This window comes from Corallococcus llansteffanensis (assembly GCF_003612055.1).
Taxonomy (GTDB): Bacteria; Myxococcota; Myxococcia; order Myxococcales; family Myxococcaceae; genus Corallococcus; species Corallococcus llansteffanensis.
In genome coordinates, this window is the sequence record NZ_RAWB01000288.1 from 1 (window position 1) to 12,720 (window position 12,720).

11 protein-coding genes and 2 pseudogenes are annotated in these 12,720 nt (G+C 68.3%); 7 read left to right on the forward strand and 6 right to left on the reverse strand.

Annotation, left to right across the window (positions count from 1 at the left end; translation table 11 throughout):
- Positions 1-106: 106 nt before the first annotated feature.
- Together D7V93_RS24885 and D7V93_RS47440 are read right to left on the reverse strand one after the other, a co-directional pair.
- Positions 107-2,395, reverse strand: coding sequence for an FG-GAP-like repeat-containing protein (locus tag D7V93_RS24885; RefSeq protein WP_120645773.1), 2,289 nt, complete (start codon positions 2,393-2,395; stop codon positions 107-109).
- Between the two features lie 316 nt (positions 2,396-2,711).
- On the reverse strand, positions 2,712-3,056 hold the full coding sequence (locus D7V93_RS47440) for a helix-turn-helix domain-containing protein (protein ID WP_120645781.1): 345 nt from the start codon (positions 3,054-3,056) through the stop codon (positions 2,712-2,714).
- On the opposite strand from D7V93_RS47440, the pseudogene D7V93_RS24895 reads away from it, so the two are divergent.
- A pseudogene (locus tag D7V93_RS24895) lies at positions 3,013-3,276 on the forward strand (tyrosine-type recombinase/integrase); the annotation flags it as partial. The gene D7V93_RS47440 and the pseudogene D7V93_RS24895 overlap by 44 nt on opposite strands.
- A 133-nt stretch (positions 3,277-3,409) precedes the next feature.
- Here the strand turns inward: D7V93_RS24895 and D7V93_RS45170 are convergent.
- Positions 3,410-3,550, reverse strand: coding sequence for a hypothetical protein (locus D7V93_RS45170; RefSeq protein ID WP_158623846.1), 141 nt, complete (start codon positions 3,548-3,550; stop codon positions 3,410-3,412).
- Positions 3,551-3,768: 218 nt separating this feature from the next.
- On the opposite strand from D7V93_RS45170, the gene D7V93_RS24905 reads away from it, so the two are divergent.
- Positions 3,769-4,971, forward strand: a complete 1,203-nt coding sequence (locus D7V93_RS24905; RefSeq protein WP_158623847.1) for an eCIS core domain-containing protein — start codon at positions 3,769-3,771, stop codon at positions 4,969-4,971.
- Between the two features lie 12 nt (positions 4,972-4,983).
- On the opposite strand, the gene D7V93_RS47445 is transcribed toward D7V93_RS24905, so the two are convergent.
- Positions 4,984-5,109 carry a hypothetical protein gene (locus D7V93_RS47445; RefSeq protein ID WP_279636945.1) on the reverse strand — a complete coding sequence of 42 codons (126 nt, stop codon included), beginning with the start codon at positions 5,107-5,109 and terminating at the stop codon, positions 4,984-4,986.
- The gene (locus D7V93_RS24910; RefSeq protein ID WP_120645776.1) at positions 5,106-5,936 is read right to left on the reverse strand and encodes a hypothetical protein; all 831 of its coding nucleotides are present in this window, start codon (positions 5,934-5,936) and stop codon (positions 5,106-5,108) included. Before D7V93_RS24910 ends, D7V93_RS47445 begins: the two co-directional genes overlap by 4 nt.
- 16 nt (positions 5,937-5,952) lie before the next feature.
- On the opposite strand from D7V93_RS24910, the gene D7V93_RS24915 reads away from it, so the two are divergent.
- The 3 genes from D7V93_RS24915 (at position 5,953) to D7V93_RS24925 (ending at position 7,869) form a co-directional block, all read left to right on the forward strand.
- Positions 5,953-6,600 (forward strand): glutathione S-transferase family protein, encoded by a 648-nt coding sequence (locus D7V93_RS24915; protein ID WP_244237491.1) that lies wholly within the window; start codon positions 5,953-5,955, stop codon positions 6,598-6,600.
- A 65-nt stretch (positions 6,601-6,665) separates the two neighbouring features.
- A complete protein-coding gene (locus D7V93_RS24920; protein ID WP_120645778.1) occupies positions 6,666-7,148 on the forward strand; it encodes a hypothetical protein in 483 nt (160 codons plus the stop codon).
- Between the two features lie 82 nt (positions 7,149-7,230).
- Positions 7,231-7,869, forward strand: coding sequence for a glutathione S-transferase family protein (locus tag D7V93_RS24925; protein WP_120645779.1), 639 nt, complete (start codon positions 7,231-7,233; stop codon positions 7,867-7,869).
- 38 nt (positions 7,870-7,907) lie between these two features.
- Here the strand turns inward: D7V93_RS24925 and hrpA are convergent, their stop codons facing one another.
- Positions 7,908-11,618, reverse strand: a complete 3,711-nt coding sequence (gene hrpA / locus D7V93_RS24930; protein ID WP_120645780.1) for an ATP-dependent RNA helicase HrpA — start codon at positions 11,616-11,618, stop codon at positions 7,908-7,910.
- A 120-nt stretch (positions 11,619-11,738) separates the two neighbouring features.
- Between hrpA and D7V93_RS46840 the strand changes: the two genes are divergently transcribed.
- Both D7V93_RS46840 and D7V93_RS24940 read left to right on the forward strand, forming a co-directional pair.
- Entirely contained in the window at positions 11,739-12,119 is a 381-nt protein-coding gene (locus D7V93_RS46840; protein WP_244237492.1) for a hypothetical protein, read from the forward strand.
- A 224-nt stretch (positions 12,120-12,343) separates the two neighbouring features.
- Positions 12,344-12,720, forward strand: a pseudogene (locus tag D7V93_RS24940) (hypothetical protein); the annotation flags it as partial.

Sequence of the window (12,720 nt, forward strand, 5' to 3'; positions counted from 1 at the left end):
GTGCTGTCGGTGCGCCGCGCGCGAAGCACGCGGCGCACCGATTCTCCTACCGAGACCGCGCTGAAATCAGGGCACACCGCCCCTTAGCGGTATCGCGGACAGCTACTCAGAGTCCGTTGGGGACCACGGTCACGGTGCCGGAGCCCCTGTTGGTCAGGATGAGATCGGCGTACCCGTCCGCGTCCATGTCCGCGGTGGCGATGGCGTTGAGGCCAGGCGAGGCGCCGGTCGTGACGACAGTGCCCGAGGTGAAGCCTCCGTTGCCGTTGCCGGTCATCGGGCGGACGCCGCCCGAGGCCGTTGTAACGAGGATGTAGGCGTCGAGCTTGCCATCGCCGTTGAAGTCATCGGCCACGACGCCCAGCGCCGAGTTGGTGGCCGTAGTGGCCGCAGCGGTGGACTGAACGCCGCTCGCGAAGGTGCCGTTGCCGTTCCCTTTGAAGAAGAAAAGGTACCGGCCGGCCGCTCCGTTCGAGAGGATGTCGAGCGTGCCGTCGCCGTTGGCGTCGCCGAAGGCGATGCCCGCCGTCTGGCCGCCGGCGGAGTTGCTGTAGGCGACTGGTGCGGCGAACGAGCCGTTGCCCTGGTTGATGAGGATCGACAGGCGTGCGCTGGCGGGGCTCGTCACCACGAGATCGGAGAAGCCATCGCTGTTCAGGTCACGGCAGGCGATCGTCGACTGCGCGCCGCCGGTGTTCGGAATGCCGATGAACGTGGGCGCGCCGAAGCTGCCCGCGCCGGTGCCGAAGAGCACGCTCACCTGGCTCAGGGTCACGCTTGTCGTGGCGATGTCAGCCACCCCGTCGTGATCGAAGTCCCCGGTGCAGAGGTGGACGGAGCCCGGGGTGCCGGTGGTGAAGCTCGTCGGCGCGCCGAAGGTCCCGGGCGCGCTCGGGCCCAGGTTCTTGTAGACGCTGATGTTTCCGTTGATGAGGAGCAGGTTGGTCTGGCCGTTGACGGTGACGGCGTCGAGCCACCCGTCGCCGTCCACGTCCACGGCCACGACCGCGTTGCTGGAGAGCGAGGCGCCCCCGTAGTTGACCTCCGACTGGACGCTGGCGTCGCCGTTCCCCAGGAAAACGGAGAGCGAGCCAGAGGGGAACAGGATCGACCCGGATTCGGCGTTGGCCACCAGGATGTCGAGCTTGCCGTCGCCATTCACATCGGCGACCGCCGGGGCCAGCGGGTTGTGGTTCGCGGGGGAGCTGATCGGCGTGCCAGGGACCTGGCCGGGGGGGACGGCCTGGCAGGTGCCGTTCGAGCAGATCTGGCCCGTCGAGCACACGATGCCGCAGGCGCCGCAGCTATCGGCGTCGCTCTGGAGGTTCACCTCGCAGCCGTCGGACGAGTTCCCGTTGCAGTCCCCGAGGGTGCCGGAGCAATCCTGGCAGTTGGTCCCCTCGTAGGTGGGCGCGCACTCGCAGGTGTAGCTACCCACGCCGTCGATGCAGGTGCCGCCGTTCAGGCACGGGCTTGCGGCGCACTCGTCGCTGCTGGTGCAGGTCACGCCGTCGCCCTCGTACCCCGCGTTGCAGGCGCAGGTGAAGGAGCCCACGGTGTTGGTGCAGGTGGCGTTTTCGTTGCAGTTGTCGGTACCGGCGGCGCACTCGTTGACGTCGCCGCAGGTCACGCCGTCGCCCTCGTACCCCGCGTTGCAGGCGCAGGTGAAGGAGCCCACGGTGTTGGTGCAGGTGGCGTTTTCGTTGCAGTTGTCGGTACCGGCGGCGCACTCGTTGACGTCGCCGCAGGTCACGCCGTCGCCCTCGTACCCCGCGTTGCAGGCGCAGGTGAAGGAGCCCACGGTGTTGGTGCAGGTGGCGTTTTCGTTGCAGTTGTCGGTACCGGCGGCGCACTCGTTGACGTCGCCGCAGGTCACGCCGTCGCCCTCGTACCCCGCGTTGCAGGCGCAGGTGAAGGAGCCCACGGTGTTGGTGCAGGTGGCGTTTTCGTTGCAGTTGTCGGTACCGGCGGCGCACTCGTTGACGTCGCCGCAGGTGCCGCTCTGGCACGTGAGGCCGTCGCAACAGGGGACCGTGGCGTCGCACGGCGCGTTCACGGACAGGCAGCCCTGGCCACTGCACGTCGGGTCGTAGAGCGACGAGGCCGGGTCGAGGCTGGTGACGTAGTCGCCGTTGTGAGCGCTGTGCGCGTTGATACACGCCTGCTCGCTAACACGGACGATCGTGTAGGGATGACTCGTCGAGCTGGTCTTGTGGCAGATATGGACCTTACCGTTGACATCGAAGTAATCGCACTGCTCGGCGGTGAGGGCGGAGTCGGCCGAACCGACGTCCGCGTCATTGTCTCCGACGGAGATCGGGCTGCAACCGCCGATGAGGCCGAGCAAACCGGCCCCCGTGATCATGACGAGGAGCGAAATTGATTTGTGTTTCATTGAGATCCCCCTGAAAGGACGCACCACGGCCTCGCGACGGATTGCGCGGAGCTCGCGGGCACCCAAGCTGGACTGTCGTTGAACGCGGGCTGTCTTTATTCACCCGCAGTGAAAATATATAGCGGTCTCGTTGGTGACCTGTCAATTACCAATTCATGACAGCGGTCGGATTCCTGACGATTCGGCACAGTGCCCGTAGTTTTCGCACAGCTAAAACCATGCATGAGTCAGCGCAAACCCATCACATTCGACGTGGGTCGAACGCGCGCCAGCGGCGATAGATGATTTGTGAATGAAATAAATGGAGCGGTGGGGCTCAGCGCTCTCTGGGAGAGCGCTTCGCGAAGAGCTTCTTGTATTCGACGCTGAATCGCCCGCCGGACACGAAGCCGAGCGAGGCCACGACGCCGGCGACGGTCGTCCCCGGCGCGCCTGCGAGCAACGTTTGTCTCGCAATCTCGAAGCGACGGCGGCGGAGGAACGCAGCCGGCGGCATCCCCCGGGCCGCGATGAACGCAGCGCGAAGCGAGCGCTCCGGCACCCCGGCGGCGGCGACGATGTCGGCCAGGGAGATGGGCTCGTCCGCGTGCGCCTCGATGAACTCCTCCACGCGGCGGCGTGCGGTGCAGGCGGCAGGCATCAGCCGCGAGCAAGGCCGCATCGGCTGGCACGACCTGCGGCACACCTACGGCAGCCACCTCGCCATGCGGGGTGTCCCGCTCAAGGTCATCCAGGAACTGATGGGCCCCGCAACCATCGAGATGACCATGCGGTACGCCCACCTTGCGCCGGAGGCCCGGGAGAGCGCGGTACAGCAGCTCGACCGACCCGTGCCCCCGCTCCACGCCGCACCGGGCAGAGACGCCGGAGGGGCACACTGAGGGCACATGAGGCCACACGGCCAAAGAAAAAGCCCAGCAACCCGGTGAGATTGCTGGGCTTCTGAATGTGGAGGCGGCGGGAATCGAACCCGTCGCTGGAGGCTTCCGGCGAGACAGGTCTGTTTCGTTTCCCTCAGGGTGGAGGCGCCTCTGAACTCCCGGGCAGCAGGTCCGACTGAAGCATCTGCTCCTCGCTCGGCGAGAGGTCGAAGTGGCGGGCTGCCTCCGTGATGATCTGGAGCAGGGGAGTCTCCGGCTCCTCGGCTCTCCGCACCGAGATCCTGCGGGCTGCGCTGCGCAGCGCCTCTCCCCTGGGCTGAAGGCTTTCACGCATGACGGAACCTCACTTGAGAGAGCAACCGCGCCATGCGGCCCCTCTTTCAACGGTTCGGATGCACCCGCGCCAAGGCAAGGGACGTCAGGGGTAGGAGCGAGGGAGGGCGTGGTGACAGGCCCGTGCTCTCCCGCATGCTGCGCTGGTACCATCACGCGATGCGAACCCTGAACCCTGGCCAGTCACTCCCTCCTTCGCTGAGGCATCGGCTGGAGGATGCGTTCCAGGTGGACCTCTCCACCGTGAGGCTCCAACTCGATGACTCGCCGCTGCGTGTCGGCGCGCTTGCCATGACTCGCGGGGAGACGATCACCCTGGTCCCGGAGTGCTACCAGCCCGAGACGCTGGAGGGAATGGAGCTGCTCGGCCATGAGGTGGCCCATGTCCTCCAGCAGCGCCAGCGGGAGCGAGGGGCCCCTGTGTCCGGGCTCCTCGTGGCTCCGGCGCTGGAGGCCGAGGCGGACCTGGCCGGAGCCCGTGTCGCGCGCGGACTGGGGGCTGCGTGGCTGGGCAAGGGCGCCGACGCTCCGTCCTCGGGGCGGGTGCTCCAGCCCAAGCTCGTCATCTACTCGTCGAACTTCATCGCCGTCGCGCGCATGAAGCTCGCCCTTCTCTCCATCACCGGGGACGGCTTCCTGACCTTTGGTCCCGAGCAGAGCAAGGTGACGGAGGTGCAGCTCGCGGCCCGGATCAGACCCGACCCGCGCAAGTACGGCCGCGCTCTGGTCTCCCGCATCATCCAATCGGATCGAATGGCTCGAATCACCCATGCCACGGGGACGCAGTCGACCCAGTCGCTGCCGGATTGCATCCCGGATCATCAGCACCCCGACAAGTCGAAGTACTTCTGGAGCTTCCATTCCTTCCTCAAGACGGAGATCGCTCCCGACAAAAGTGCCTTCGGCACGGACAACGCCAAACTGCTGGCGGCTGCCAGCGACGGCACGGGCTGCGACGTGACCGCGTGGTGGAACACCGACGACATCGCCACCACCGACGAGGATGCGGACGGCTGGCCCAGCCGGCAGGAGCTCCCGAAGCAGTATCGCTGGATCGCGCTTGCCCATGAGCTGATCCACGCCGACCGGATCCAGCGCGGGGTGGTCATCTGGGATCGGATCAACTGCAAGACGAAGAAGAAGCACGGCCTGCCCTGGGACATCGTGCAGGAGAATGGCAAGACGCACGCCAAGCGCGATGAATACCTCGGGCTGTCGGGCATCGCCGACGAGATGTTCGTGGTGGGGTTCAAGCCGGGAGCCCAGTCGAATCTCGCGGGCGTCACGTTCGACGGCACCGAGATCACCGAGAACATGATCCGCGAGGAGAACCACTTCCGTCTTCGCGGCCAGTACCCCTGAGGCGGTGGCTCGTCAGGTCGTCACGTGCTCCTCCATGTTGAGCGCATCGCCCCGCACCAGGAAGTTGCGTTTGTAGACGATGGGCGGGGGCGCCAGGCCGCGGACCAGTCCACTCGGCGGGCCAAAAGGGACTCTCAACCCTCCCACGCGGAGAGACGGGTGAAGTCCCCGGCGGTGTAGCGGCCCGTCTCCAAGCCGTTGGTCACCCAGGCGCCCTGGAGCCCCAGGGCTTCATGCATGCCGCGATACGCTTGCACGTCGGTGAGGCTGGGGGCCACCCCGCCGCCCACGACGTTCACGGTCTCCGGCGTGGTCCACAGCCGATCTCCCGGCACGCGGTCGAACATGAAGTTGTGGTTGTGCGCGTGCGCGACGAGCACGAAGCCGCGAGCGACCTCCGCGGCGACCCGATCGGTCACCTCGGACCGGAGCTTCGCGCCCGCGCGGTCCGCGCCGGAGAAGTAGATGTGCAGCCTCCCCTGGCCGCGCAGGACGTACGCGCTGAACTCGGTGGGGTGTTGCAGCATCGGGAAGCGCCGGGCCTGTCGTTGGAAGAGGCTCCATTCCAGACAGGAGATGGGGCCCACCGCACCGGCGCCGCCTTCGAGCACGCGTGTGTTGTTCTCCGCCTCGCGTCGAAGGGGCAGCGCCAGGCCCGCGAACTGCTCGCGCGAACGCTCCAGCAGCGCACGCGCCTCCACCCCACCGGCTCCGAGCCGGGCCACCAGCGCATCCCGGTAGCGCTGTCGCTCCGCGTCCTCGGGTGCGGGAGCCCACCACGCAGGACCGTCCGGCAGGTCGAAGCGTTCATGCAGCTCGCCCGGGATGGGGGCTTCGCTCAGCGAGATGAGCTCCGCGGGGCTCGAAGGGAGCTCACACGCCGAGACGGACAGGTGCGCCCTCGCCGAGGAGCCCCCTTCCGGCGGGGGTGTCCTGCAGGCAGCGCTCCCAAGCAGAAGAGTCATCAGCACAAGGGCTCTCATGGCAATAGACTACCCGCCCATGATCAAGCTCCACCAGTTCAACCCCTCTGGGAATTGCTACAAGGTCCGCCTGCTGCTGCATCAGCTCGCGATTCCGTTTGAAACGCGGGAGGTGGATCTCGCCGCGGGAGAGGCGCGCACGCCGGAGTTCAAGGCGATGAACCCCATTGCCCGGACCCCCACCGTGGAGCTCGAGCCCGGGGTCTTCCTCGCCGAGTCCAACGCCATCCTCTGGTATTTCGCCGAGGGCACGCCCTTCATTCCCACCGACCGGCTGGAGCGGGCGCGGATGCTCCAGTGGATGTTCTTCGAGCAGTACAGTCACGAGCCCTACATCGCCGTGGCCCGGGCGTGGATCGCGTTCTTCGGTATCCCTTCCGGCAAGGAGAAGGAGCTGGAGGAGCGCATCCAGAAGGGCTACGCCGCGCTCGACGTCATGGAGGGAGAACTGCGCAAGCGGCCCTACTTCGCGGGCGAGCACTACAGCCTCGCGGACATCGCGTTGTATGCGTACACGCACGTGGCGGAGGAGGGCCGGTTCGACCTGGGTCGCTATCCCGCCATCCGCGCCTGGTTCGAGCGGGTGCAGGCCCAGCCCCGCCACCTGCGCCTCACCGACGTCATCAACGCCAGCCCGGACGAGTAGGGGCAGGCCAGGCAGGGGGCAGATACTGCTCTGGGAAAGGGCCATCAGAGGTTATGAGAATGCCCATGAGCAATGAGCGCACGCCTGCCGAGCCCGAGGTCATGGAGCCTACGTTCTGGCGGAAGAACGGCTGGTCGGCCAGGGTCATCAAGAACGAGGACGACGACGGCTGGGCCGTGGAGATCCGCAAGCAGGGGATCTCCGAGCCCGTCCTCATCAGTCCGTGGGTGATGGGCCGCGACAAGAAGAATCCCAAGCCCTTCGATGCGCCCGCCTTCGCGACCTTCGTGAAGACGGCCTCGGAGGTCCTGGACCGTTCCGCGCGACAGCGCGACCAGGCCATGACCAAGAAGCTCTCCATCGCCTGGGAGGGCCGCTGGTACGAGGTCCGGCTCGAGATGGTGGCCGATGAGTACGAGCCCCACGCGCTGCTCTCGGCCATCGACGACGCTGGCGCGACCGTCGCGAAGCATCGCGTGCCGGTGAACTTCAAGTTCACCCGAGACGTCGCCAACGCGTGGGTGCGCGGCGGCTTCCTCGAGCCCTGAGCGGGTTCTTGGGGGCCCGACAAGAGAGGTGAAGCCCAACGAGACCCGCACGATCCATCCGCGCGCGAAGTAGGATGCGCGCATGCTCAAGGTCTACGGCTTCTCCCGAGTGAACAAGATGGCCCGCGGCAAGACCCGCGACCTGCGCGTGCTGTGGGCGCTGGAGGAGATGGGTCTGCCTTACGAGGTCGTGGGGATGGATCATCCTCAGCACGACCTCGATACGCCCGCGTATCGCGCGCTCAATCCGTTCGGACAGATTCCGGCGATTGACGACGACGGCGTGGTCGTCACCGAGTCGGGCGCGATCCTGCTCTACCTCGCCCGCAAGAGCGGCAAGCTGATGCCGCGCGACCTCGCCGGCGAAGCGCAGGTGCTGCGCTGGTGCGTCGCGGCGCTGAACACGATCGAAGTCCCGATCCTGACCGCGTGGTTCGTTGACCTGAACGGCGGCAAGGGCACCCAGGGGAGCGATGCGCTTCACCAGTGGGGGGACATGCGTCTGAAGCAGCTCGACGGCTGGCTCGCGGGCAGGGAGTTCGTCGCGACCGACGCGTTCACCGTCGCGGACATCTTGATGACGCATGTGCTGGGCGCCGGCACCGACGAGAGTGTCGTCAAGGACCATCCCAACGTGCTCGCCTTCCAGAGGCGCTGCATCGCGCGCCCGGCCTGGAAGAAGACGTTCGACGCCTACTGCGACCGCGTCGAAGCGGCCTGAGTCCGCACGCCGTTCGCCCACGGCACAGCCACTCGTTTCTAGCGCAGCGCCGCGAGGGCCGCGCCGACCTTCGCCACCGTCACCGACACGGGCGTCGTCACCTCCGGAGCGAAGATGGCCACGCGGAGCTCCTCGAAGGCCCACCGCAGCTCCTGCGCCGCCTCCTGGTCACGCGCGGTGGCGCGCCTGGCGAGGAAGGACTCCCACAGGGGGGTGAAGGGCGCGGCCTTCGCTGCGTCCTTGGCGGGGTTCGCCACCGCACGCGACAGCCGTGCCTGGGCCGCGCGGAGGTAGCGCGAGTAGTTCAGCAGGCGCACGAGGGGGATCCACTCGATGAGCTTCGCGGGGAACAGCTGCCCGAGCTGCGAGTGGATGTCCCGCACGGCCGCCGCGCCGCTCGGCCCCTTGGAGGCTGCCTTGAGTGCAGCGAGCGTCTCAGCGAGCTCCGCGGAGGTGGCAACGACGACGTTCGCCCAGTCCCGGGCCACCTGCTCGATGCGCGGTGAGCCCTCTTGGAGCAGCGCCTCGAAGGCCGCCTTCGTGCGGGGCAGCGGCGCACCCGGCGCGAGCTTGAACGCATCGTCGACGCCGCGTGCGAGGACGAGCGCCCGGAAGGCGTCGGCCTGGCCCCGCGCGGGCGGCGCGCCGTCCAGGGACGGGAAGGGCAGCGGCATGCGCGCGGCGCTGACGGCCACGTGTCCGCGCGCGGCGAGCATCAGGAGCCGGCGGAGCCCCGTGCGCGTGGCCGCGTCGGCGGCGGACGATGTCTCGAGCAGCACCAGGTCCACGGCAGCGCCCCGGTCGACGAGCGCGGGGTAGCTGCGGACCTCGAGCCCGCCGACCCGCCGGGTGACCACGGGGGGCAGCTCGCCGAAGGTCCAGGCGGTCAGCCCCTTGCGCTCCCAGTCCGAAGTCGGTGCCACGCTGCGCAGCGCCGCCCGTGCACGTCCCCCGTGCTGCTCAAGCAGTGCGTCGGCGTCGCGGCTGCGCGCGAGCTCCTTTCCGCGCTCGTCGAGCACCCGGAGCGTGATGCGCAGGTACGGCACCACGGCATCCGCCCGGAAGGACTCCTCGGGCACGTCCACGCCGCACAGCCGGGACACCGCACGCGCGAGCGCTGGAATCATCGGCCCGCGGAAGGGCACCAGTTCCTTCTCGAGACGGTCGACCAGGTCCGGCACCGGCCCCAGCTGCTTGCGCTGGGCGCGGGGGAGCTGATCGAGCAGCGCGGTGAGCTTCTCCCGCTGCCACCCGGGGATGGTCCAGTCGAGCTCACCCGGGACCAGCTGGGCGAGCAGCAGCAGCGGCACGCTCAGGGTGATGCCGTCGTCCTCGGCCGAGGGGTCGAAGGTGTACGTCACCGGCACGGACGCGCCGTGCAGGGTGATGGCATCCGGGTAGTGCGCCGGGGACAGGCCCGGGTCGTCCGAGAGGGCATCCTCCATCGTGAGGATGAGCACGTCGGGGTCGGCCGCCTCGGCCTTGCGGCGCCAGGCCTCGAAGCTCGCTCCGTCCGTCACGTCCGCCGGGACGCGCTGGTCGAAGAACGTCAGCAGCGCCTCGCTGTCGAGCAGCTCGCTGCGCCGGGCCTTGTCCCGCAGGCGCGCCACGCGCTCGAGCACTTCGCGGTTCTCCTCCTGGAACGCCCCCCGGGTGCGGTACTCGCCGCGCACCAGGGCATGCTCGAGGAACATCAGCCGTGCCCGGGCGGGGTCCATGTTGGCCAGGGCCACGGGGCGCTCCTTGAAGACCTGCAGCCCGAAGAGGGTCGCGTTCTCCTTCACGATGGCGCGCGCGGACTTCTCCGACCAGTGCGGTTCGGAGAAGCTGCTCTTGAGCAGGTGGGGGGCCGCCGCCGCGAGCCACTCCGGGTCGAGCTTCGCCACGGTGCGCGCGAACAGCTGGGACGTCTCCACGAGCTCGAACGCCATCGCCCAACCAGGGGGCTTCTTCGCGAGCGCCGACGAGGGGTGGACCATGAAGCGCGTCTGCTTCGCGCCCGTATACTGGCGCTGCTCCGGATTCCACTGGCCGATGCGGGACAGCAGCCCGGTGAGGAGCGCCTGGTGCAGGACGTCCCCGCGCGCCGGGGCGCCCCGGCCCTGGCGCGGCAGGCGCAGCTCGCGGACGGTCTCCTCGAGCTGGCGCTGGACGTCCCGCCACTCGCGCACCCGCAGGAAGGACAGGAAGTTGTCCCGGCACACGCGCCGCAGATGGGACGTCCCCCGGCCCTCGGCCTCGCTCACGAACGCCCACAGCTTGAGCAGCCCCGTGAAGTCCGAGTGCTCGTCACGAAAGCGCCGGTGCAGCTCGTCCGCCTTCTGCGCGAGCTCCCGGGGCCGCTCGCGCGGGTCCTGCAGGTTGAGCGCCGCGGCGACGATGAGCACCTCGTCCAGGCACCCGTACTCGGCGCCAGCGAGAATCATCCGCGCGATGCGCGGGTCCACCGGGAAGCGCGCGAGCTGGTGCCCGAGCGGCGTCAAGGTGCGCTCCTTGCCCTGGATGGCCCCGAGTTCCTCGAGCACCCGCCAGCCCTCGGCGATGGCCTTCGGCTGGGGCGGGTCGAGGAAGGGGAAGTCCTCGACGTCACCAAGGCCGAGGGACTTCATCCGCAGGATGACCCCCGCGAGCCCGGTGCGCTTGATCTCCGGGTCGGTGAAGGCGGGCCGTGTGGTGAAGCCCACCTCGTCGTAGAGGCGCACGCAGATCCCCTCGCGCACGCGGCCGCAGCGCCCCTTGCGCTGGTCGGCGCTGGCCTGGGAGACCGGCTCGATGTGCAGGCGCGTGGTGCCCGAGCGCGGGTCGTAGCGCGACAGGCGCGCTACCCCGGTGTCCACGACGTACACGATCCCCGGGATGGTGACGGACGTCTCCGCGACGTTGGTGGCGAGGATGACCCGGCGCTCGGGGAGGGTGGCGAAGACGCGCGACTGCTCGGAGGCCGACAGGCGCGAATACAGGGGCTGCACCACCGTGCCGCGCAGCTTGCGCGCGTTCAGGGCGTTCTCTGTCTCGCGGATCTCCCGCTCCCCGGGGAGGAACACGAGGACGTCCCCGTCCGGGTCGAGCGAGAGCACGTTCGCCACCGCATCGGCGACGGCGTCGGCGAGCTCGTCGTCCTCGGGGGGCGGCTCGTAGAGCACGTCCACCGGGAAGGTACGGCCCTCCACCTGGATGACCGGAGCCCCCCCGAAGAACTGCGAGAAGCGCTCGGTCTCGATGGTGGCCGAGCTCACCACGACCTTGAGGTCGGGGCGCCTGGGGAGGAGACGCTTGAGCCACCCGAGCAGGAAGTCGATGGTGAGGCTGCGCTCGTGGGCCTCGTCGAGCACGATCGTGTCGTAGCGGCTCAGGAGCGGGTCGCTGTGGATCTGCGCGAGCAGGACCCCGTCGGTCATGAACTTCACGGCCGTCCGCCGGGACGAGCGGTCCTCGAAGCGAATCTGGTAGCCGACGTCCGTGCCCAGCTCCGTGCCGAGCTCGCGAGCCACGCGCGCCGCCACGCTCGTCGCGGCGATACGCCGAGGCTGGGTGACGGCAATCTGGCGCGGGCGGCCGCGTCCCATGGCGAGCAGGACTTTCGGCAGCTGCGTCGTCTTCCCCGAGCCGGTGGCCCCCGCGACAATGACCACCTGATGGGCGGTGATGGCCGCGGTGATGTCCTCCACCCGGCTCGAGATGGGGAGCTCGGGGGGGAAGTGCAGGGTGGGCAAGCCGCCGGAGGCGGGGACGGGTGAGTCGCCGGACATGGTGGCATGGCCTAGCACTGAAGCGCACGCTGCGCAGGAGCTTCGCGCTGGACGTGTTCGCGTGCGGCAGGTGTGGAGGCAGGCGCCGGGTGGCTGGCGTACCTGACGGCACCCAGTGGGGTGCGTGCCCTCCTGGAGCACCAGGGACTGCCCACGCTGCCTGGGAGACTGTCCCCAGCACGGGGGCCACCCCAGAGCGCGTGGTACCACTGGCCCGCGGACTCGGTGCGCATCGTGGCGAACACCGTCGTGGGCGCGTCCGACAACGCCATCGAGATTGGCGGCAACAAGATGGAGTCCAACGGTTGCACCTATTCGGAGCTTCCACAGAACGCGTACTACGAAGAGAATCTCCTGGTGAACTTCACCGGGGACGCGTTCTGGCTGTACGCCCCGTCGACCCAGACGTATGTGGAGAACATCGCTTGGCCGCAGGTGGGCTCCGCGACGGGGGTGACCTTCGTGGATCCACTTCTCACCCGGAACGCGATGGGCGCATGAATCTCTCGGAGGTTCCCGGCGCGGGGCGCGGTGAGGCAGTGCCGCGCGCTGACGGTCGCTGACGTGGGGCCTTCGAGCACCTACGCCTGCAACTGAGGTTCACTGGGGTTTTTTCCACCCGCCGCGGGCGCTCCTGCGCGACCTCGGCGGGCCCCCTGAGCCCACTTGTTTCACGGCTGGAGTATGTTCGCGGAATCAAGCCGTGGACAGCCGGGGGATGACAGGTGAGCAAGGTTCAGCCGGTCGTGATTTGTGCCAGTCTCAATGCGAAGTGGGATCCGGAAGAGGTCGCGAAGGCCCTGGGGAAAGTCATCGGGGACGTCGACAAAGATGCCTTGCCGGTGGTGCTAGGTCCGGAGTTCCTGTTCGCCAGTTTCAACGACCAGACCCGGAAGATCGTTCCAGCGGCCCACAATGATCCACGGCTGGAACTGCTCGGTTTCCTCAAGAAGCTGTCGGGCAATGCGCTGGTCGTGCCTGGGACCATCGTGGAGAAGCGGCTCCTGCAGCACTACAACTACGCGCCCGTGTTCTGGCAGGGAAACCTCCTTCAGGAGGTCCACAAGGGCACGAAGGGCGGCAACACCGAAGAGGCGTGGGC

Coding starts and splice junctions, on each gene's coding strand:
- D7V93_RS24920 (WP_120645778.1), top strand. CDS start 6,666: ATGAGCAATGAGCGCACGCCTGCCGAGCCCGAGGTCATGGAGCCTACG.
- D7V93_RS47440 (WP_120645781.1), bottom strand. CDS start 3,056: ATGCGGCCTTGCTCGCGGCTGATGCCTGCCGCCTGCACCGCACGCCGC.
- D7V93_RS24905 (WP_158623847.1), top strand. CDS start 3,769: ATGCGAACCCTGAACCCTGGCCAGTCACTCCCTCCTTCGCTGAGGCAT.
- D7V93_RS24885 (WP_120645773.1), bottom strand. CDS start 2,395: ATGAAACACAAATCAATTTCGCTCCTCGTCATGATCACGGGGGCCGGT.
- D7V93_RS24925 (WP_120645779.1), top strand. CDS start 7,231: ATGCTCAAGGTCTACGGCTTCTCCCGAGTGAACAAGATGGCCCGCGGC.
- D7V93_RS24910 (WP_120645776.1), bottom strand. CDS start 5,936: ATGACTCTTCTGCTTGGGAGCGCTGCCTGCAGGACACCCCCGCCGGAA.
- D7V93_RS24915 (WP_244237491.1), top strand. CDS start 5,953: ATGGCAATAGACTACCCGCCCATGATCAAGCTCCACCAGTTCAACCCC.
- hrpA (WP_120645780.1), bottom strand. CDS start 11,618: ATGTCCGGCGACTCACCCGTCCCCGCCTCCGGCGGCTTGCCCACCCTG.